Annotated in this window: 11 protein-coding genes; 7 read left to right on the top strand and 4 right to left on the bottom strand. The window is 66.4% G+C overall.

The features are described from left to right. The first annotated feature begins 9 nt into the window (after positions 1 to 9). Positions 10 to 387, top strand: coding sequence for a DOPA 4,5-dioxygenase family protein (locus FOC67_RS25805; protein WP_009316080.1), 378 nt, complete (start codon positions 10 to 12; stop codon positions 385 to 387). Here the strand turns inward: FOC67_RS25805 and FOC67_RS25800 are convergent. The 4 genes from FOC67_RS25800 to trpB all read right to left on the bottom strand — a co-directional run bounded on the left by FOC67_RS25800 (position 366) and on the right by trpB (position 3,559). Continuing rightward, the gene (locus FOC67_RS25800; protein WP_003097330.1) at positions 366 to 731 is read right to left on the bottom strand and encodes an Hpt domain-containing protein; all 366 of its coding nucleotides are present in this window, start codon (positions 729 to 731) and stop codon (positions 366 to 368) included. The genes FOC67_RS25805 and FOC67_RS25800 overlap by 22 nt on opposite strands. A 7-nt stretch (positions 732 to 738) precedes the next feature. Next, on the bottom strand, positions 739 to 1,362 hold the full coding sequence (locus tag FOC67_RS25795) for a response regulator transcription factor (RefSeq protein WP_003111192.1): 624 nt from the start codon (positions 1,360 to 1,362) through the stop codon (positions 739 to 741). Positions 1,363 to 1,547: 185 nt separating this feature from the next. Continuing rightward, entirely contained in the window at positions 1,548 to 2,354 is an 807-nt protein-coding gene (gene trpA, locus FOC67_RS25790; RefSeq protein WP_009316081.1) for a tryptophan synthase subunit alpha, read from the bottom strand. After that, positions 2,351 to 3,559: a tryptophan synthase subunit beta gene (gene trpB / locus FOC67_RS25785; protein ID WP_003097340.1), complete on the bottom strand. Its 1,209-nt coding sequence runs from the start codon at positions 3,557 to 3,559 to the stop codon at positions 2,351 to 2,353. The genes trpA and trpB overlap by 4 nt, the downstream gene beginning before the upstream one ends. 103 nt (positions 3,560 to 3,662) lie before the next feature. Here trpB and trpI point away from each other — a divergent pair, with 103 nt between their 5' ends. The 6 genes from trpI to FOC67_RS25750 all read left to right on the top strand — a co-directional run bounded on the left by trpI (position 3,663) and on the right by FOC67_RS25750 (position 18,655). Then, positions 3,663 to 4,550: a trpBA operon transcriptional activator TrpI gene (gene trpI, locus FOC67_RS25780; RefSeq protein WP_003111191.1), complete on the top strand. Its 888-nt coding sequence runs from the start codon at positions 3,663 to 3,665 to the stop codon at positions 4,548 to 4,550. Between the two features lie 100 nt (positions 4,551 to 4,650). Beyond that, entirely contained in the window at positions 4,651 to 4,866 is a 216-nt protein-coding gene (locus tag FOC67_RS25775; RefSeq protein WP_003097345.1) for a dodecin, read from the top strand. Positions 4,867 to 5,049: 183 nt separating this feature from the next. Further along, on the top strand, positions 5,050 to 5,277 hold the full coding sequence (locus tag FOC67_RS25770) for a DUF1161 domain-containing protein (protein WP_003097347.1): 228 nt from the start codon (positions 5,050 to 5,052) through the stop codon (positions 5,275 to 5,277). A gap of 295 nt (positions 5,278 to 5,572) precedes the next feature. Beyond that, a complete protein-coding gene (gene tpsB2 / locus FOC67_RS25765) occupies positions 5,573 to 7,261 on the top strand; it encodes a two-partner secretion system transporter TpsB2 (RefSeq protein ID WP_174707756.1) in 1,689 nt (562 codons plus the stop codon). Positions 7,262 to 7,373: 112 nt separating this feature from the next. Further along, a complete protein-coding gene (locus FOC67_RS25760) occupies positions 7,374 to 18,065 on the top strand; it encodes a DUF637 domain-containing protein (RefSeq protein ID WP_256679252.1) in 10,692 nt (3,563 codons plus the stop codon). Beyond that, positions 18,062 to 18,655 (top strand): hypothetical protein, encoded by a 594-nt coding sequence (locus tag FOC67_RS25750; RefSeq protein WP_023108715.1) that lies wholly within the window; start codon positions 18,062 to 18,064, stop codon positions 18,653 to 18,655. Before FOC67_RS25760 ends, FOC67_RS25750 begins: the two co-directional genes overlap by 4 nt. Positions 18,656 to 18,929 lie beyond the last annotated feature (274 nt).

Raw genomic sequence — 18,929 nt, 5'->3', positions numbered from 1 at the left:
GAGGTGACGATGAACGAGTATTCCACCCCCCGCATCGAGGGCTTCCATGCTCACGTCTATTTCGATGCGCAGAGCATCGAGCGAGCCCGCGTCCTTTGCGAAGAGGCGGCGCGGCGCTTTCCGCTGAAGATGGGGCGGGTCCATGAGCGGCCGGTAGGGCCGCATCCGGACTGGAGCTGCCAGCTGGCGTTCGCTCCCGAGGTGTTCGGCGAGCTGGTGCCCTGGCTGGCCATCCATCGGCAGGACCTGGTGGTGTTCATCCACCCGGTCACCGGCAACGATCTGCTCGACCATCGCGACCGAGCCATCTGGATGGGAGCCATTCGCCCGCTGGACCTGTCGATCCTGGACGAAGGCCCGCAACGCTATGACTTCGCCGTGCCTTGAGGCGCGGTCATCGTCATCCAGTCGTGCAGTTCGCATTGCAGCTCGCCCAGTGCCGTCACCAGGTCGTCGACGGCATCGGCGAGCTTGCGCACGGAGCTTTCGCCGCAGGCGATCTCCAGTTGGTGGCAGGCGCGTTCCACGGCGTGGGCGTGGATCAGCGAGGCCATGCCCGCCAGGCGGTGCGCCAGCTCGTTGAGTTCCTGGGTCTGCTCGCGCTCCTGGGCGCGTCGCAGCTTGCGGGTGTCTTCGTTGTTGCTGGTCATCAGCTGCGCGACGAGCAGGCGGCTGATCTCCGGTTGGTTGGCGCGGTCGCCCAGGGCGGCGGTCAGGTCGAACGTTCGCATGGGATCCTCAGATCAGCTCGTGGCGGCGGGCGAAATCGATCAGGCCGGCCAGGGAATGGGCGTTGAGTTTCAGCATGATGCGTGACTTGTAGGTGCTCACGGTTTTCTCGCTGAGGAACAGCTGCTGGGCGATGGCCTTGTTGGTATTGCCGTTGGCCAGGTACTGCAGCACGGTCATCTCGCGGTCGGAAAGGCTTTCCAGCATGCGGGCCTCGTTGTCGCGGCTCTGCTGGTTGATGCTGCGCAACGCCCCGGTGGGGAAGTGGATGTAGCCGGCCAGCACGGCCTTGGCGGCGAGCAGCAGCTCGGAGAGGTTTTCCCTTTTGCTGACGAAGCCCATGGCGCCGGCCTGCAGGCAGCGCGGGGCGAACTGCGCCGGATTCTGCCGGGTCAGGACCAGGACCTTGGTGTCCAGCTTCAGGGACTTCAGGCGGGCTATCACTTCGAGACCGTCGATCTTGGGGATGCCGATGTCCAGGATGGCCAGGTCGGGAGACTTCTTGCGGGCTACCTGCAGGGCTTCGGCACCGTTGTCGGCCTCGCCGACGATGGTGAAACCGTCGCGCTCGAACAGCAAGCGCACGGCCAGGCGGATAGCGGGATGATCATCGACGATCAGCACCTTACTCATGCGAACCTTCTTTGAATGCGTTGGCTATTTGGGTGAGGCGCTATTCAAGGCTTCGGCAGAGTCGGCGGACAATAAGACGTTTCTGAAAGTGACCGTGAATTTTTCCTCACGGTTCTGGCAGCGTGCAACGCAAGGCCAGGCGCAGCGGGTTGCCTGCGCCTGGCGAATGCCGCTGTCAGGGTCTGTCAGCGTGCGTTGCGCACGCCTTCGGCCAGCTCGCCGCACAGGGCGAGGACATTCTTGACCGCCTGGGCATTGTCGCGGGCCTTGGCGATCCGGTCGATCAGCGCCGAGCCGACCACCACGCCGTCGGCCAACCGCGCGACCGCGGCGGCGTGTTCGGCGCTGCGGATGCCGAAGCCGATACCGATCGGCAGGTCGGTATGCCGGCGCAGGCGCGCCACTGCTTCCTCGACGTGCTCCAGGGTCGCCGCGTTGGCGCCGGTGACGCCGGCCACCGACACGTAGTAGACGAACCCGGAACTGCCTTCGAGCACCGTCGGCAGGCGCTGGTCGCCGGTGGTCGGGGTGGTCAGGCGGATGAAGTCGAGGCCGGCGGCCTGGGCCGGGTGGCAGAGGTCTTCGTTGTGCTCCGGCGGCAGGTCGACCACGATCAGGCCGTCCACCCCCACCTCCTTCGCCTCGGCGATGAAGCGCTCGACGCCGTAGTGGTGGATCGGGTTGAAGTAGCCCATCAGCACCAGGGGGGTCTTGCTGTCGCCGCTGCGGAATTCGCGGACCATCTGCAACGTCCTGGCCAGGGTCTGGCCGCCGTCGAGGGCGCGGATGTTGGCCAACTGGATGGCCGGGCCGTCCGCCATCGGATCGGTGAACGGCATGCCCAGTTCGATCACGTCGGCTCCGGCCGCCGGCAGGCCTTTGAGGATTTCCAGGGAAGACGCGTAGTCCGGGTCGCCGGCGGTGACGAAGGTCACCAGGGCGGCGCGGTTTTCCTGCTTGAGCTGGGCGAAGCGGGTCTGCAGGCGGCTCATGCTTTCGACTCCTGTTGCATGTGGTGCATGACGGTCTGCATGTCCTTGTCGCCGCGACCGGACAGGTTCACCACCATGATGTGCTCCTTGGGCAGGCTGGGCGCGCGCTTGAAGACCTCGGCCAGGGCATGGGAGCTTTCCAGCGCCGGGATGATGCCTTCGAGGCGGCAGCAGGTGTGGAAGGCCTCCAGGGCTTCGTCGTCGGTGATCGAGGTGTACTCGACGCGGCCGGTGTCGTGCAGCCAGGCGTGTTCCGGGCCGATGCCGGGATAGTCGAGGCCGGCGGAGATGGAGTGTGCGTCGATGATCTGGCCATCTGCGTCCTGCAGCAGGAAGGTGCGGTTGCCGTGCAGCACGCCGGGAACCCCGCCGTTCAGGCTGGCCGCGTGCTTGCCGGTGTCGATGCCGTGGCCGGCGGCTTCCACGCCGACGATCTGTACCCCGGCGTCGTCGAGGAACGGGTGGAACAGGCCCATGGCGTTGGAGCCGCCGCCGATGCAGGCGACCAGCGAATCGGGCAGGCGCCCTTCCTTCTCGGCCAGTTGCTCGCGGGTTTCCTTGCCGATCACCGCCTGGAAGTCGCGGACCATCGCCGGGTACGGATGCGGGCCGGCGACCGTGCCGATCAGGTAGAAGGTGCTGTCGACGTTGGTCACCCAGTCGCGCAGCGCCTCGTTCATGGCGTCCTTCAGGGTACCGGTGCCGGCGGTCACCGGGATCACCTCGGCGCCCAGCAGCTTCATGCGGAAGACGTTGGCCTGCTGCCGGTCGATGTCGGTGGTGCCCATGTAGATCACGCACTGCAAGCCGAAGCGCGCGGCGACGGTGGCGGTGGCCACGCCGTGCATGCCGGCGCCGGTCTCGGCGATGATGCGTTTCTTGCCCATGCGCCGGGCCAGGAGGATCTGGCCGATGCAGTTGTTGATCTTGTGCGCGCCGGTATGGTTCAGCTCCTCGCGCTTGAGGTAGATCTTCGCCCCGCCGCAGTGCTCGGTCAGGCGCTCGGCGAAGTACAGCGGGCTCGGCCGGCCGACGTAGTCGCGCTGGAAGTAGGCCAGTTCCTCCTGGAACGCCGGGTCGTCCTTGGCCTTCTCGTACTCGCGGGCGAGGTCGAGGATCAGCGGCATCAGGGTCTCGGCGACGTACTGGCCGCCGAAGCGGCCGAACAGGCCCTTGGCGTCGGGGCCGTTGCGATAGGAAGTCATGGAGGGCTCCAGGAAATGACGTATGGGCAGAATCTAATCCCCCCGCCGGGCAAAAGAAACCGATAAGATTGCGCAAACCTGTCAGGAAAACTCACGAATAGCCATGAGCCGCGACCTGCCCTCCCTGAATGCCCTGCGCGCTTTCGAAGCCGCTGCCCGGTTGCACAGCATCAGCCTGGCGGCCGAGGAACTGCACGTTACCCATGGCGCCGTGAGCCGGCAGGTGCGGTTGCTCGAGGACGATCTCGGGGTGGCCCTGTTCGGCAAGGATGGACGCGGCGTAAAACTCACCGATTCCGGCGTTCGCCTGCGTGACGCCTGCGGCGATGCGTTCGAGCGACTGCGTGGCGTCTGTGCCGAGCTGCGCCGGCAGACCGCCGAGGCCCCGTTCGTCCTCGGCGTACCCGGCAGCCTGCTGGCGCGCTGGTTCATCCCGCGGCTGGACCGGCTCAACCGTGCCCTCCCCGACCTGCGCCTGCAACTGTCCACCAGCGAGGGCGAGTTCGATCCGCGTCGTCCCGGCCTGGACGCAATGCTCTGGTTCGCCGAGCCGCCCTGGCCGGCGGACATGCAGGTCTTCGAACTGGCGCCCGAGCGCATGGGCCCGGTGGTCAGCCCGCGCCTGGCGCAGGAAACCGGCCTGGCCCAGGCGCCCGCCGCGCGGCTGTTGCAGGAGCCGCTGCTGCATACCGCCTCGCGACCCCAGGCCTGGCCGGCCTGGGCCGCGAGCCAGGGGCTGGCGGCGGAGGCGCTGCGCTATGGCCAGGGGTTCGAGCATCTCTACTACCTGCTGGAAGCGGCGGTGGCGGGCCTCGGCGTGGCCATCGCCCCGGAGGCGCTGGTCCGCGACGATCTCGCCGCGGGCCGCCTGGCGGCGCCCTGGGGCTTCATCGAGACCGATGCGCGCCTGGCCCTGTGGGTACCGGCGCGCCTGCACGATCCGCGTGCCGGGCGCCTGGCGCAATGGTTGCGGGAGCAGTTGGCAGGCTGAGCGCTGGCGATTTGCTGCACTTTTCCGGCTCGGCTAGTGTCCATTGAACAGAGGCGCCCGTCGGGCGCGAAGAACCAGGCATCGTCCGGGGAGAGAGTTCATGTCCAATCACCACACCTACAAGAAGATCGAACTGGTCGGCTCGTCCAAGACCAGCATCGAGGACGCCATCAACAACGCCCTCGCCGAAGCGGCGAAGAGCATCCAGCATCTGGAATGGTTCGAGGTGGTGGATACCCGCGGGCACATCGAGAACGGCGCCGTCGGCCATTACCAGGTGACCCTGAAAGTAGGGTTCCGTATCGCCAATAGCTGATGGCACCCTGGAAACCTGTCCACGATCGCCAGCGCCCTGGGAAGGCCACCGCGTCTTTCCGCTTCGCCGGATCATGCACAGGCTATGAGGGCGGCGTGCCTCCATGGGCGGCGCGCTCGTCTCAACCTTGCCGCATTTGGCAAGCCTGACCCGTTCGGGTCTTCATCCATGCAACGAGGGAATGTGTTCATGAAGAAGTTGATGTTGGCAGTCGGCCTGTTTGCCGTGGCGGGCAGCGCATTCGCCGCCAAGCCCTGTGAGGAACTGAAAGCCGAGATCGATGCGAAGATCAAGGCCAACGGCGTTCCTGCCTACACCCTGGAAATCGTCGACAAGGGCAGCGTCACCGACAAGAAGGTAGTCGGCACCTGCGACGGCGGCACCAAGGAAATCGTCTACCAGCGCGGCTGATGCAGCGCCTGCGACGAGCAGTATCCGGGGCCGGCTTTCCCATGGGAGCCGGCCCTTTCTTTTTGCCGCGATGAGTACCCTGCCAACGATGGGTCTTGTTGCAGTTCGTCGAGAAAGCGTGCCATCTAACGGATTAATCCAAAAGTCTGTGTTAGGTTTTTCGGCGCGCCCAGATGGCCTTGTGCCTTACTCCCGGATTGTCCGACTCATGGAAGACGGATTTCGGAATATTCCTGCTTACCCGCTGTAGCCGCTGGGCCAGTATCGCGCCTCTCTGAATTCAAGGAATGAACTCGTGGCTCTCCATCGCCTGGCCTTTATCTTCCTGTGCCTGCCGCTCATGGCCAGCGCCGCCCCCTTCACCTCCCCCGGCGACCGCGACCTGATCCGCGACCGCCAGCAGCGCCTGCTGGACGAACAGCGCAAGCGCCTGGAGGAACTCCAGCAACTGCCCGGCAAGGGAGCGCCCGCCGCTGCGGATGCCTCCGGCGACGACGAGCGCTGCTTCGAGATCCGCCGCATCGAGCTGGAAGGCGCCGGGCACCTCGGCGAAAGCGCGCGTCGCCAGTTGCTGGCGCCCTACCAGGGGCGCTGCCTGGGCGTCGGCCAGCTCAATGCGCTGCTCAAGGCCGTCACCGACCATTACCTGGATCGCGGCTACGTCACCACCCGCGCCTACCTGCCACAGCAGGACCTGGCCTCCGGGACCCTGCGCATCATCGTCGTCGAAGGCCGCCTGGAGGGCCTGGACAGCTCCGCGCTGGCCAGCCCGCGCGAACTGGCGATGAGCTTTCCGAGCAGGACCGGCGAGCTGCTCGACCTGCGCGAACTGGAGCAACTGGTCGACCAGTTGAGTCGCCTGCCGTCGCGCCAGGCGCAACTGGAGCTGGTGCCCGGCAGCGAGGTCGGCGGCAGCCGGGTGCGTCTCAAGGGTGAGCGCGACAAGCCCTGGCGGGTCTCCGCCACGCGCAACAACGACGGCGACGTCAGCACCGGCGAGCAGCAGATGGGCCTGGGTCTGGACTGGGACAGCCCGCTGGGCCTGGCCGACCAGCTCAACCTGCGCGCCAACCGCGACGCGGTGACCGACCGCTGGCGCCATTCCGACAGCCAGAGCCTGTTCTACAGCCTGCCCTGGGGCTGGTGGACCTTCACCTACGGCTACAGCCAGAGCGACTACCGCACGCGCAACGAGGCCAGCGGCTTCCCCTTCAAGCTCGATGGCGACAGCCGCAGCCATCAGTTCCGCGCCGAACGCGTGCTGCACCGCGACGGCGTGAGCAAGACCGCCATGAGCCTGGGGCTCAGCCACCAGCGCACCAACAACTATGTCGAAGACACCCGCCTGGAAGACCAGAGCACGCGGATCACCGAGACCCAGCTCGGCTTCAACCATGGCCGGCGGATCGGCAGCGGTTTCGTCAACCTCGACCTTGGCTGGCAGCAGGGCATCGGCGCCCTTGGCGCGCAGGGTCGCGGCCACCCGCACGCGGGCGATCCGCATGCGCGCTACGACAAGTACAGCCTGACCCTCAGCTACCTGCAGCCGTTCCAGCTATGGGGCGAGCGCTTCAGCTTCGACAGCCTGGCCACCGGGCAAAGGAGCGAGGACGTGCTGTTCAGCCCGCAGCGCATCAGCCTCGGCGGCAACAGCTCGGTGCGCGGCTTCAAGGACCAGACCCTGACCGGCGACAGCGGCGGCTACTGGCGCAACCAGTTGCGCTGGCGGCGTGCGGTGGAATGGGCGCCGCTGCGGCCCTGGCTGCAGGAATACGGCGTGGCCTTCGCCTACGACGTCGGCGTGATCCGCCACGACCGCTACAACGACGGTGCCAGCGGGCGCATGAGCGGCAACGCCATCGAACTGGATGCCCGGGGCCGCTATTTCGCCGCCAGCGTCGGCTTCGCCCGCTCGCTGGAGCGGCCCAGCGCCATCGAGCGGCGCGAGCACCCGATCTATTTCCGGGTCGACGCGTTCTTCTGAATACGCGGCGACCTCCTGAACGCTTTAGGAAAGCGCCTACCTGCATCGAGGCCCTTTCCTTGGAAAACCTTGCTTAACCTCGCCGGGCCCCTACCCGCCAAGGAGTAACGATATGGACATCCGCAGCCCGCTGAACCAGTGCATCGCCCTGTCCCTGGCCGGCATCCTGTTCCTCAACCCGATCGTCGCCGCGGCGGCGGGGCTGGCGCTGGACAAGGCCGCCGGCGGCAACACCGGCCTGGGCCAGGCGGGCAACGGCGTGCCCATCGTCAATATCGCCACGCCCAACGGCGCCGGGCTGTCGAACAACCATTTCCGCGACTACAACGTCGGCGCCAACGGGCTGATCCTCAACAACGCTACCGGCAAGACCCAGGGTACCCAGCTCGGCGGGATCATCCTCGGCAACCCCAACCTCAAGGGCCAGGCGGCGCAGGTGATCCTCAACCAGGTCACCGGCGGCAACCGCAGCACCCTGGCCGGCTACACCGAGGTGGCCGGGCAGTCGGCGCGGGTGATCGTCGCCAACCCGCACGGCATCACCTGCCAGGGCTGCGGCTTCATCAACACGCCGCGCGCGACCCTCACCACCGGCAAGCCGATCATGGACGGCCAGCGCCTGGAGCGCTTCCAGGTGGACGGCGGCGACATCGTCGTCGAAGGCGCCGAACTGAACGTCGGCAACCTCGAACAGTTCGACCTGATCACCCGCAGCGCCAAGCTCAACGCCAAGCTCTACGCGAAGAACCTCAACATCGTCACCGGCCGCAACGACGTCCAGGCCGACAGCCTGCAGGCCACGCCGCGCGCCGCCGATGGCAGCGAGAAGCCACAGCTGGCGATCGACAGCTCGGCGCTGGGCGGGATGTACGCCGGGGCGATCCGCCTGGTCGGCACCGAGCAGGGCGTGGGGGTGAAGCTGGCCGGCGACATGGCCGCCAGCGGCGGCGACATCCGCATCGACGCCAGCGGCAAGCTGAGCCTGGCCCAGGCCTCCAGCCAGGGCGACCTGAAGATCGCGGCCCAGGCCGTGGAGCTGAACGGCAAGACCTACGCCGGTGGCAGCGCCGAGATCCGCAGCGCGGAGGAACTGGTCAACCGGCAGAGCCTGGCGGCGCGCGAACGCATCGCGCTGGAGGCGGCGCATATCGACAACGCCGGGGTGATCGAAGCCGGCGTCGAGCCAGACGAGCGGCGCAACGCGCGCGGCGACCTCGAGCTGCGCAGCGGCACCCTGCGCAACGCCGGCAGCCTGGTGGCCAGCCGCGCGCTGGAAGCGAAGGCGAGCCAGGCGCTGGACAACCAGGGCGGCAGCCTGAAGGGGGCGACCGTCCGGGTCGACGCCGGGCACCTGGACAACCGTGGCGGCAAGCTGCTCGCCGAGGGCGAACTGCGGGTCGAGGCGAGCAGCCTGGACAACCGCCAGGACGGCCTGTTGCAGAGCCGGGACCGCGCCGTGGTCAAGACCCGTGGCGATCTCGACAACCGTGGCGGCCAGGTGATCGGCCTGAACGACCTGGAGGTCGGCGCGGCGACGCTCGACAACGGCCAGCAAGGCCTGCTCGGCAGCCAGCAGTCCACCCGCGTCCGCGCCCAGGCGCTGGTCAACCGGGGGGACGGCGAAGTCTCCGGCAAGCGCGTCGAGGCCCGCGTCGGCAGCCTCGACAATCGCGGCGGCAAGCTGATCGGCGACGACCTGCTGGTGGTCGCCAGCGGTGCCATCGACAACCGCCTCGGCTTGTTCTCCGCGGCCAACCGCCTCGACCTGCGGGCGCGCAGCCTGGACAACAGCGGCAAGGGCACGCTGAGCAGCCGGGGCGGCCTGGAGGTCAGCCTCGGCGGCCTGCTGGACAACCGCGATGAAGGCAACCTGCTCAGCCAGGGCGCGCAGCGCGTGACGGTGGGGCAACTGGACAACCGCGCCGGCGGCCTGCTGTCGAGCCGCAGCGAGTTGAACGTCCACGGCGCCAGCCTGGACAACCGTGGCGGCGTGCTGGTGGCCGACGCCGGCCTGAGCGCCACGGGAGGCGCCTTCGACAACCGCGACGGCGGCAGCGCCAGCGGCAAGGCTGGCGTGCGCGTGGAGGTCGCCAGCCTGCGCAACGACCAGGGTGGCAAGCTGCTCAGCGATGGCCGCCTGGACCTCGCAGCGAACGCCGTCGGCAACGCCGGAGGGCGTATCGTCGCCAAGGGCGACCTGCAGGCGACGCTTGGCAGCCTGGCCCAGCAAGGTGGCGAACTGGTCAGCGAAAAGACCCTGAAGGTCGCGGCCGACACGCTCGACAACAGCCAGTCCGGGCTGATCGCCGCGAATGGCGGCATCGCTATCGAGGCGCGGCAGGTCGACAACCGCGCCGGCGAGATTTCCAGTACCTCGAAGGTCGCCGTGAACGCCCGCGAGCAACTGGACAACCGCGGCGGCAAGGTCATCGGCGACAGCGGCCTGCGCCTCACCGTGCAGCGCCTGCTGAACCAGGCCAAGGGGGTGCTGGCCGGGCGCGACGGCCTGAGCCTGGACGGCGGCGAACTGTTCAACGGCGACGGCGGGCGGCTCGACAGCCAGAACGGCCTGAGCGTGAGCCTCGGCGGCGTGCTGGACAACCAGGGCGGCGCGCTGGTCAGCGAAGGCAGCCTGACGGCGCGCGCCGCGCGCCTGGACAACCGTGGCGGAACCTTCTCCAGCGCCGGTGCGCTGGCGCTGACCAGCCAGGCCGCGCTGGACAACCAGGGCGGCAGGCTGCTCAGCGATGCCGGCGTGACGCTGAAGGGCGCCAGCCTCGACAACAGCCGTTCCGGCGTGATCAGCGCCAAGGGTGCGGTGGATATCCGCACCGGCGTGCTGGACAACAGCCGCAACGGCGGCATCGGCAGCAACGCCGGCATCACCCTGGTGGCCGCCCGGCTGGACAACGGCCAGCAGGGCCGGGTCAGCGCCAAGGGCCTGCTCGACGCCAACCTGAAAGGCCTCGACCAGCGCGGAGGCGGTGTCCTGGTCAGCGAAACCGGCGTCACCCTCGACCTCAATGGCGGCACGCTGGTCAACCGCGACGGCGGCCTGATCGCCACGCCCGGCGCGCTGCTGCTGCGCCAGCTCGGCGCGGTGGACAACGGCGCCGGCGGGGAAATCTCCAGCGACCGCGCCTTCACCCTCGCCGCCGCCAGCCTGGACAACCGCGGCGGGCGCCTGATCGGCGCCGACAGCCTGACCCTGCGCATCGCCCAGGCTCTGGACAACAGCCTGGCCGGGGTGATCTCCGGCGCCGCCGGCCTGGACATCGCGGCCGCTCGCCTGGACAACAGCGCCAAGGGCACCCTGGCCAGCCGCGCCGGCATCGACCTGCGCGTCGACGGCGCGCTGGACAACCACGCCGAAGGCACCGTCTCCGGCGCCCGCCTGACGCTCGCCAGCGCCTCGCTGGACAACAGCGGCAAGGGCCTGCTCTCCGGCAACGCCGGCCTGAGCGTCGTCACTGGCGCGCTGGACAACGCCGAGGGTGGCCAACTGATCAGCCAGGGCGTGCTGGACGTCAGCAGCGCCGACCTCGACAACCGTGGCGGCGCCCTCAGTGGCAAGCAGTCGCTGCGCCTGAGCGCCGCCAACCTGGACAACCATGGCGGCCTGCTCACCAGCGACGGCGAACTGGAACTGACGGCAGGGCGCGTCGATTCCGCCGACGGCGGCGAAATCTCCGCCCGGGGCGACCTGCGCCTGACGGTCGAGCGCCTGGTGCAACGCCAGGGCCGGCTGATCGGCGAGCGCGGCGTCAGTCTCGACCTGCGAGGCGGCGACCTGGACAACCAGGGCGGCCTGATCAGTGCCCGCGGCCCGCTGAGCATCGAGCGGCTGAACGTCCTCGACAACCGCCAGGGCGGCGAGATTTCCAGCCAGCAGGGCTTCGAGCTGCTGGCCAGGCGCATCGACAACGGCCAGCAGGGGCGCATCATCAGCGCCGGGAAACTGCGCCTGGACGCCGACGCGCTGGGCAACGCCGGCGCCGGCCTGCTCTCCGGATGGCAGGGCCTGACGGTGACAGGCGGGAGCCTGGACAACAGCGCCGGCGGCACCCTTTCGAGCAAGGACGGCGAGCTGGCCATCAGCCTCGGCGGCGCGTTGGACAACCACGGCCAGGGCGCGCTGGTCAGCAAGGGCGCGCAACGGATCGACGCCGCCAGCCTGGATAACGCCCAGGGCATCGTCTCCGGCGAAAGCGACGTGACCCTGAGCATCGCCGGGAAGCTGGACAACGGCCAGGGCGGCCTGGTCTCGGCGCAGCGCGCGCTGAGCTTCGAGCGCGACGATACGCTGCTGAACAACGCCGGCGGCCGGATCAACGGCGGCAGCCTGCTGCTCAAGGGCGCCAGCCTGGATAACAGCGACGGCCAGTTGATCAGCCAGGGCCGGCTCGACGCCATCCTCGGCGGCGCCCTGGTCAACACCGGCGCGGCGCGCCTGGCCAGCGGCGGCGACCTGCTGCTGCGCAGCGCCAGCGTCGACAACCGCGGCGGCAAGCTGGTCAGCCAGGGGCTGCTGGAGATCAGCGCCGGCAGCCTCGACAACAGCGCCTCCGGCACCCTCGCCAGCCAGGCCGACATGAGCCTGCGCCTGGTCGGCGGCGCCCTGCGCAACCAGCAGGACGGCCTGATCTTCAGCCAGGCCGGCGCCCTCGAGGTGCAGGCCGGCAGCCTGGACAACCGCCAGGGCACGCTCCAGGCCCAGGGTGACAACCGGCTGCGTATCGGCGGCGCGCTGGACAACCAGGGCGGCCGCCTGGACAGCCGGGCCGGCAACCTCGACCTGCAGAGCGGCAGCCTCGACAACGGCGCCGGCGGCGTGCTCAACAGCGCCAAGGGTTGGCTGAAGCTGGTCACCGGGCTGTTCGACAACAGCGCCGGCGTCACCCAGGCGCAGTCGCTGGAGATTCGCGCCGGGCAAGGCGTGCGCAACCAGCAGGGCCATCTCTCGGCGCTGGGCGGCGACAACCGCATCGTCACCGCCGACTTCGACAACCAGGGCGGCGGCCTCTACGCCAGCGGCCTGCTCAGTCTCGACGGCCAGCGCTTCCTCAACCAGGGCGCGGCGGCGGGCCAGGGCGGCAAGGTCGGCGCCGGGCGCATCGACTTCAGCCTGGCCGGCGCGCTGGCCAACCGCTTCGGCCAGTTGGAAAGCGAAAGCGAGCTGCACCTGCGCGCCGCCGCGATCGACAACAGCGGCGGCAGCCTGCGCGCCCTCGGCCGCAGCGGCAGCACGCGGCTGGTCGCTGGCGGCCTGAACAACGCCTACGGCGTGCTGGAAAGCGCCAACCAGGACCTCGACCTGCAACTGGGCAGCCTGGCCAACGCCGGCGGGCGCATCCTCCACACCGGCAATGGCACCTTCGGCCTGGATTCCGCGCAGGTGATCCGCGCCGGCGGGGAACTGACCACCAATGGCCTGCTGGACATCCGCGCCAGCGAATGGACCAACAGCAGCGTGCTGCAAGCCGGACGCCTGAACCTGGACATCGGCACCTTCCGCCAGACGGCCGAGGGCAAGCTGCTGGCGGTGCAGTCCTTCACTGGCCGCGGCGGCGACTGGAGCAACGACGGCCTGCTGGCCAGCGACGGCAGCTTGCGACTCGACCTGAGCGGCGGCTACCGTGGCAACGGCCGCGCCACCAGCCTCGGCGACTTCGCCCTGAACGCCGCCAGCCTCGACCTCGGCAATGCCGCCAGCCTCGCCGGCGGCGCCAATGTCACGCTTGGCGCCGGCAACCTGCTGGTCAACCGTGGGCGGATCACCGCTGCCGGCGACCTCGTGGCCAGCGCCGCGAGCCTGAACAACTACGGCACCCTGGGCGGCGGCGGCAACCTGCGATTGAACGCGCCCGCCCTGCTCAACGAGCGCGGGTTGCTGTTCAGTGGCGCCGACATGACCCTGCGCGCCGGCGACATCACCAACCTCTACGGGGATGTGTACAGCCTCGGCAGGCTGGATATCGCCCGCGACGATGCCGGCAACCGTGCCGCCAGCCTGCGCAACCTTTCCGGGGTGATCGAGAGCGGCAAGGACTTCAGCCTGCGTGCCAGCCTGATCGAGAACCGTCGCGCCGTGCTGGAAAGCAAGTCGGGCCTGTACACCGCGAAGATGGAGCAGACCGCCTGCATCGAAGGCGTCAACGCGGGCGACTGCAGCGGCAAGCGCAACGCCATCTGGACCATCACCCAGCGCGACAAGACCGAGGTCACCGCCAGCAGCGCCATGGGGCAACTGCTGGCCGGAGGCGACTTCGCCATCGACGGCGGCACCCTGAACAACCTTTCCAGCCTGATCGGCAGCGGCGGCAACCTCACCGCCAACCTCGAAGTCCTCGACAACCAGGGCCTGGAAACCGGCGAGCTGGAAACCATCCGCGTGCTGCGTACCGCTCGCGGCGGCGATATCGGCGGCATCGACCAGAAGTCGCGCAACTTCACCAACCTCTACTGGTACCAGAGCGCCAATTTCGACCCGGCGCGCGCGGGCGAGATCCCCGCCGCGCTCAACGCGATCCTCAGCGACTGGTCCTTCGAGTACGAATTCCCGAGCAAGGGGCCGACCCCGATCAGCAGTGGCGACCAGTCCTACGCAGCGGTGATCCAGGCCGCCGGCGACGTCACGGTCAATGCCAGCACGCGCATCGACAACGGCGTCACCCGCCCCGGCTACACCTTCGTCGGCAGCGGCCGCCAGGTGGGCGACAGCGCGGTGGGCGGCAGCGGGGTTTCGGTGGTCGTGCCGCTGACCTCGCAACTGCCGCCCGACCTGGCGCGGCGCCAGGTCAACCCGGTTACCCTGCCCGGCTTCAGCCTGCCCCAGGGCGACAACGGCCTGTTCCGTCTCAGCTCGCGCTTCGCCGAGGACGGCAATGGCAGCGCCGCGCTCGGTGCCGGCGCCGACCGCACCCAGGGCGGTAGCGGCGTCTCGGTCGGCCAGCAAGGCGCCGGCAACGTCGCCGGTACCTGGCAGGGCCAGGGCGTGCGAGTCGATGGCCTGGCTGGCGCGGCCAACGTCCAGGGTCAGGGCGGCAGCGCGCTCGGCGGTAGCCTGCCGGGCGTCGCCCGGGTCCAGGGCGTGCCCGGCAACGCCACGCCGAGCGCCAGCCACAAGTACCTGATCGAGACCAACCCGGCGCTCACCGAACTGAAGCAGTTCCTCAACTCGGACTACTTGCTCAGCGGCCTGGGCATGAACCCGGACGCTAGCAAGAAGCGTCTCGGCGACGGTCTCTACGAGCAGCGGCTGATCCGCGACGCGGTGGTGGCGCGCACCGGCCAGCGCTACATCGACGGGCTGAGCAGCGACGAGGCACTGTTCCGCTACCTGATGGACAACGCCATCGCTTACAAGGACCAACTGCACCTGCAACTGGGTGTGGGTCTGAGCGCGGAGCAGATGGCGGCGCTGACCCACGACATCGTCTGGCTGGAAGAGGTCGAGGTGAACGGCGAGAAGGTCCTCGCGCCGGTGGTCTACCTGGCCCAGGCGGAGGGTCGGCTGGCACCCAACGGTGCGCTGATCCAGGGCCGCGACGTGAAGCTGGTGAGCGGCGGCGACCTGCATAACGTCGGCACCCTGCGCGCGCGGAACGACCTCTCGGCGACGGCCGACAACCTCGACAACAGCGGCCTGATCGAGGCCGGCAAGCGCCTCGACCTGCTCGCCGGCGACTCGATCCGCAACCGCCAGGGCGGGGTCATCGCCGGGCGCGATGTGAGCCTCACCGCGCTGACCGGCGACGTGATCAACGAACGCAGCGTGACCCGCTACGACAGCGCGCTCGACGGCCGCACCTGGGAGCGCAGCTTCGCCGACAGCGCCGCGCGGGTGGAGGCGGCGAACAGCCTGAACGTCCAGGCCGGACGCGACATCGCCAACCTCGGCGGGGTGCTGCAGAGCCGCGGCGACCTCAGCCTCGACGCCGGACGCGACGTCACAGTCGCCGCCGTCGAGGACCGCCAGGGCCAGACCCGCTGGAACACGTCGCGGCTACAGAGCGTGACCCAGCTCGGCGCCGAAGTCAGTGCCGGGCGGGACCTGAACGTCAGCGCTGGGCGCGACCTCAGCGCAGTGGCCAGCGCCCTCGAAGCGCGCCGCGACATCGCCCTCTCCGCCGGGCGCGACGTGACCCTGGCGGCGGCGGCGAACGAGGAGCATGCCTACAGCAAGACCAGGAAGGTCACCTACCAGGAAGACAAGGTCGCCCAGCAAGGCACCCGCGTGGATGCCGGCGGCGACCTGGCGATCAATGCCGGACAGGACCTGCGCCTGATCGCGAGCCAGGCCAGCGCCGGCGACGAGGCCTACCTGGTGGCCGGCGACAAGCTGGAACTGCTGGCCGCCAACGACAGCAACTACTACCTGTACGACAAGAAGAAGAAAGGCGACTTCGGCCGCAAGGAAACCCGGCGCGACGAAGTCACTGACGTCAAGGCGGTGGGCAGCCAGATCAACAGCGGCGGCGACCTCACCCTGCTCAGCGGCGGCGACCAGACCTACCAGGGCGCGAAGCTGGAATCGGGCAACGACCTGGCCATCGTCAGCGGCGGCGCGGTGACCTTCGAGGCGGTGAAGGACCTGCACCAGGAGAGCCACGAGAAGAGCAAGGGCGACCTGGCGTGGCAGTCGTCGAAGGGCAAGGGCCAGACCGACGAAACCGTGCGCCAGAGCCAGATCGTCGCCCAGGGGAATCTGGCGATCAAGGCCGTGGAAGGGCTGAAGATCGACCTCAAGCATATCGACCAGAAGACCGTGAGCCAGACCATCGACGCGATGGTGCAGGCGGATCCGCAACTGGCGTGGCTGAAGGAGGCCGAGCAGCGCGGGGATGTGGACTGGCGCATGGTGCAGGAGGTGCACGATAGCTGGAAGTACAGCAACTCGGGGTTGGGGGCTGCGCCGTCACTGGCCATTGCCATCGTTGCAGCTGCTTACCTCGGCCCGGTGTATGGCGCAATGGCCAGCAACCTCGCCATTGGCACCATCAACAATGGCGGTGACCTTGGCAAGGGGCTGCAACAGGCCACCAGCGCTGACAGTCTGAAAGGGTACGCCATCGCAGCGGCCACGGCTTATCTCGTCAGCCCGCAGTTGGACAAGGCATTCGGCGTATCCAGTGACAACATCAACAAAGTCACCAAAGGATTCAAGCTCAGCACAGTTGAGGGAATCGGTGGATTTGCTGCCTACAGCATTGCCCAAGGCTTTGCTCAATCGGTCATGCAGCAGGCCGCCTATGGCGGCAGCTACATCGACAACCTCGGTAATGCCATGGCAGGTCAGGCGCGCAACCTGGGAATGGCGGTAGGTTTCAATTTCATTGGTGACTCGGTCAAATACCCTGATGGCAGCCCGCCGAAAATCATGGCTCACGCCCTGATGGGAGGTCTGCTGGCCGAAGCCTCCGGCAGTGACTTCAAGACTGGAGCGGCGGCCGCTGGTGCCAACGAGGCCATGATCAACCTCCTTGGGAAAATGGTCGGTGGCGATCAAAACCTCGAACTGATGGCCTCGCAACTCGTTGGCGTAGCCGCGGCAAGTGCGGTCAATGGCGATGTGAGTCTGGGCGCCGAGATCGCCAAAAGCGGGACGGCGTACAACCGGCAGCTACACCCAGATGAAATCAAATTCGCATCGGATGTGGAGCGCGTCAAACGTTATGCCCAGGAAAATGGGCTGAGCGAGGACACCGCCCGCAAAGAGCTTCTCAGCACGGCCGCCATGATGGTGGACAATGGCTGGAACCAGGCCTTGGCCGGCACAGACATCAACGCTGCCCGGGCTGCTCAGTATCTGCGTACGGAGCTGGGCACAGGCCCGGACAGCAATCTCTTCCAGGTGACCCAGGCTGACTACTACAACGAGCGGGTGGGGCTGACGGCGCTATTCAAGAACAAGGAGGCCCTGACCAGCGTTCTGGAAAACATAGCCCTAGCGAATCCCGCGAGCTATACGAGGGACCCCGCGAACCGTGCGGAAGTGCTGAATGCCAAAGGTGAAGGTAGCCAAGCGGGCTTTGGGCTGGCACTGGAAGGGATCGTCAGCGCGCCTTCAAAAACTGCCTTGTGGTTGATGGGTGCGCTAACCTGTTCAAGCTGTGCGGAGCGGGATATCCAGAACGCTTGGAACTCGGTTGCCTCGTTACCTGAAGACATCCGTATGAAAGGCTATCTGGATGCCTTGCACACCATGCAAGGCCAGGGTGCCAGCGTGGTGCGGGACAACGCCGCGAGTTCGACTGCATTGGGAGTTGAGGTCGGGCTGGCCATTGATGGAGGGTTGGCGGGGGCAGGCAAGGGCGTCGTTACTGATGGTGCAAAAGGAACTGGAGAAGTAGCCAGTTCTGGAGGGAGACCCACAGTAGAATTGTTTGGTGGGCAAAAAGCACAAACCCCTGGTGCAATTAACGTTGATGTACGTCCAGATATTCAGTCGGGTATCCGCGCGGACGCAACGAAACTTCCTTTCAGGGATAATTCGCTAGGAGAGGTTGTTGCTAGTAACCCGTTCATTCCAAAGAGTGCGGGCGGTACTAACTCAATGATGGATTTTCTGCCGGAAGCTACTCGTGTGATAGAGCCTGGGGGAAAGATATTTATCAATGCGAACGCTGCAAACCCTTACGGAAAGATCCCAAGTGCATCTGAATTAGAGTCTCTAGGGCTGCGAATTATACAAAATGGCCCTCTTGACTCCAGATTCTCAGGGCAAACATTTCTCCGTACAGATGGAAGTGTAATTACGAATCTCGACAGCATGAAAACTATCGTTCTGGAGAAAATCAAATGATGATTTTCGTTGATTTTGATGAGCTTGATACATTTAACTGCACATACGGGTTTTCGGAAGAAAAGTCTGGTGCGCTTAGAGTCTTTGTTGAGGGTGGACTGGCGTTCCCATATGGGATGTTTTTAAAGGAAGAAAATGGTGTTCGCTTTTTTAAATGTGAAAAAGATAATTCTGAGAATGTGGGGGAGATATTTCCAAGACACTATATTTACGATCCATCAAGGCGGGTTGAATATGTTGAATGGGAGTTGAGTGACGATCATCTTTTGAGGGCTCGCACTAAATCTGGCGAGTGGGTTCAATATACAAGCAAAGCCGACAGTCAATACGCTATGCATGAGTTTGTTGGTGGTTGCTGGTTTGTTTTTGAAGGCGCTCACTTTTCAAAAAGGATAATTAATGAATATACAGATGGTCGAGAAAAGTCTGCTGGAAATAAAGTGATTCAAGAGTTTGGTTCCCGTTCTTGTATTGATGCTCTTTCCAGAGAGTATTTGTTAGAGGGGGTTCTCGAAGTTCAGCCGGGGCCGGGCTGGATGCTTTGGTATATTTATGCGAAGTCATTTCACATTGAGATTCCAGACGTTTGAAGCCCCCCCCGGCTCTCGCCCGGGGATTTTTTCACTCCGCCGTAATCGCCAAGCAGCCTTGCATTCGAAAGGCACAGTATAAAGGGGACAGGAACAAATTTATTTTTGCTACTCTAAAGTTAAAAGGCAGGTAGGTTTTCCCCGTTCAGTAATCCCTTGCTCTTTAACAATTTACATTTTCGGTTTAGAAGAAGAGCACCGTGCAAGACCTCCCTTTCGCTACTTCCGCAGAGTCCTGAACCCCCGGCCCCGTCATCCCTGACGGGTCGCTCGC

It is taken from the genome of Pseudomonas sp. FDAARGOS_761, from assembly GCF_013343155.1.
Lineage (GTDB): Bacteria > Pseudomonadota > Gammaproteobacteria > Pseudomonadales > Pseudomonadaceae > Pseudomonas > Pseudomonas aeruginosa.
The sequence above is the reverse complement of the archived record's forward strand: the minus strand, read 5'-3'. Positions and strand labels throughout refer to the sequence as shown.

Bases quoted from the DNA above. Each gene is read 5' to 3' on its own strand.
- FOC67_RS25805 (WP_009316080.1), top strand. From the start codon at position 10: ATGAACGAGTATTCCACCCCCCGCATCGAGGGCTTCCATGCTCACGTC.
- FOC67_RS25800 (WP_003097330.1), bottom strand. From the start codon at position 731: ATGCGAACGTTCGACCTGACCGCCGCCCTGGGCGACCGCGCCAACCAA.
- FOC67_RS25795 (WP_003111192.1), bottom strand. From the start codon at position 1,362: ATGAGTAAGGTGCTGATCGTCGATGATCATCCCGCTATCCGCCTGGCC.
- trpA (WP_009316081.1), bottom strand. From the start codon at position 2,354: ATGAGCCGCCTGCAGACCCGCTTCGCCCAGCTCAAGCAGGAAAACCGC.
- trpB (WP_003097340.1), bottom strand. From the start codon at position 3,559: ATGACTTCCTATCGCAACGGCCCCGACGCCAAGGGCCTGTTCGGCCGC.
- trpI (WP_003111191.1), top strand. From the start codon at position 3,663: ATGAGCCGCGACCTGCCCTCCCTGAATGCCCTGCGCGCTTTCGAAGCC.
- FOC67_RS25775 (WP_003097345.1), top strand. From the start codon at position 4,651: ATGTCCAATCACCACACCTACAAGAAGATCGAACTGGTCGGCTCGTCC.
- FOC67_RS25760 (WP_256679252.1), top strand. From the start codon at position 7,374: ATGGACATCCGCAGCCCGCTGAACCAGTGCATCGCCCTGTCCCTGGCC.
- FOC67_RS25750 (WP_023108715.1), top strand. From the start codon at position 18,062: ATGATGATTTTCGTTGATTTTGATGAGCTTGATACATTTAACTGCACA.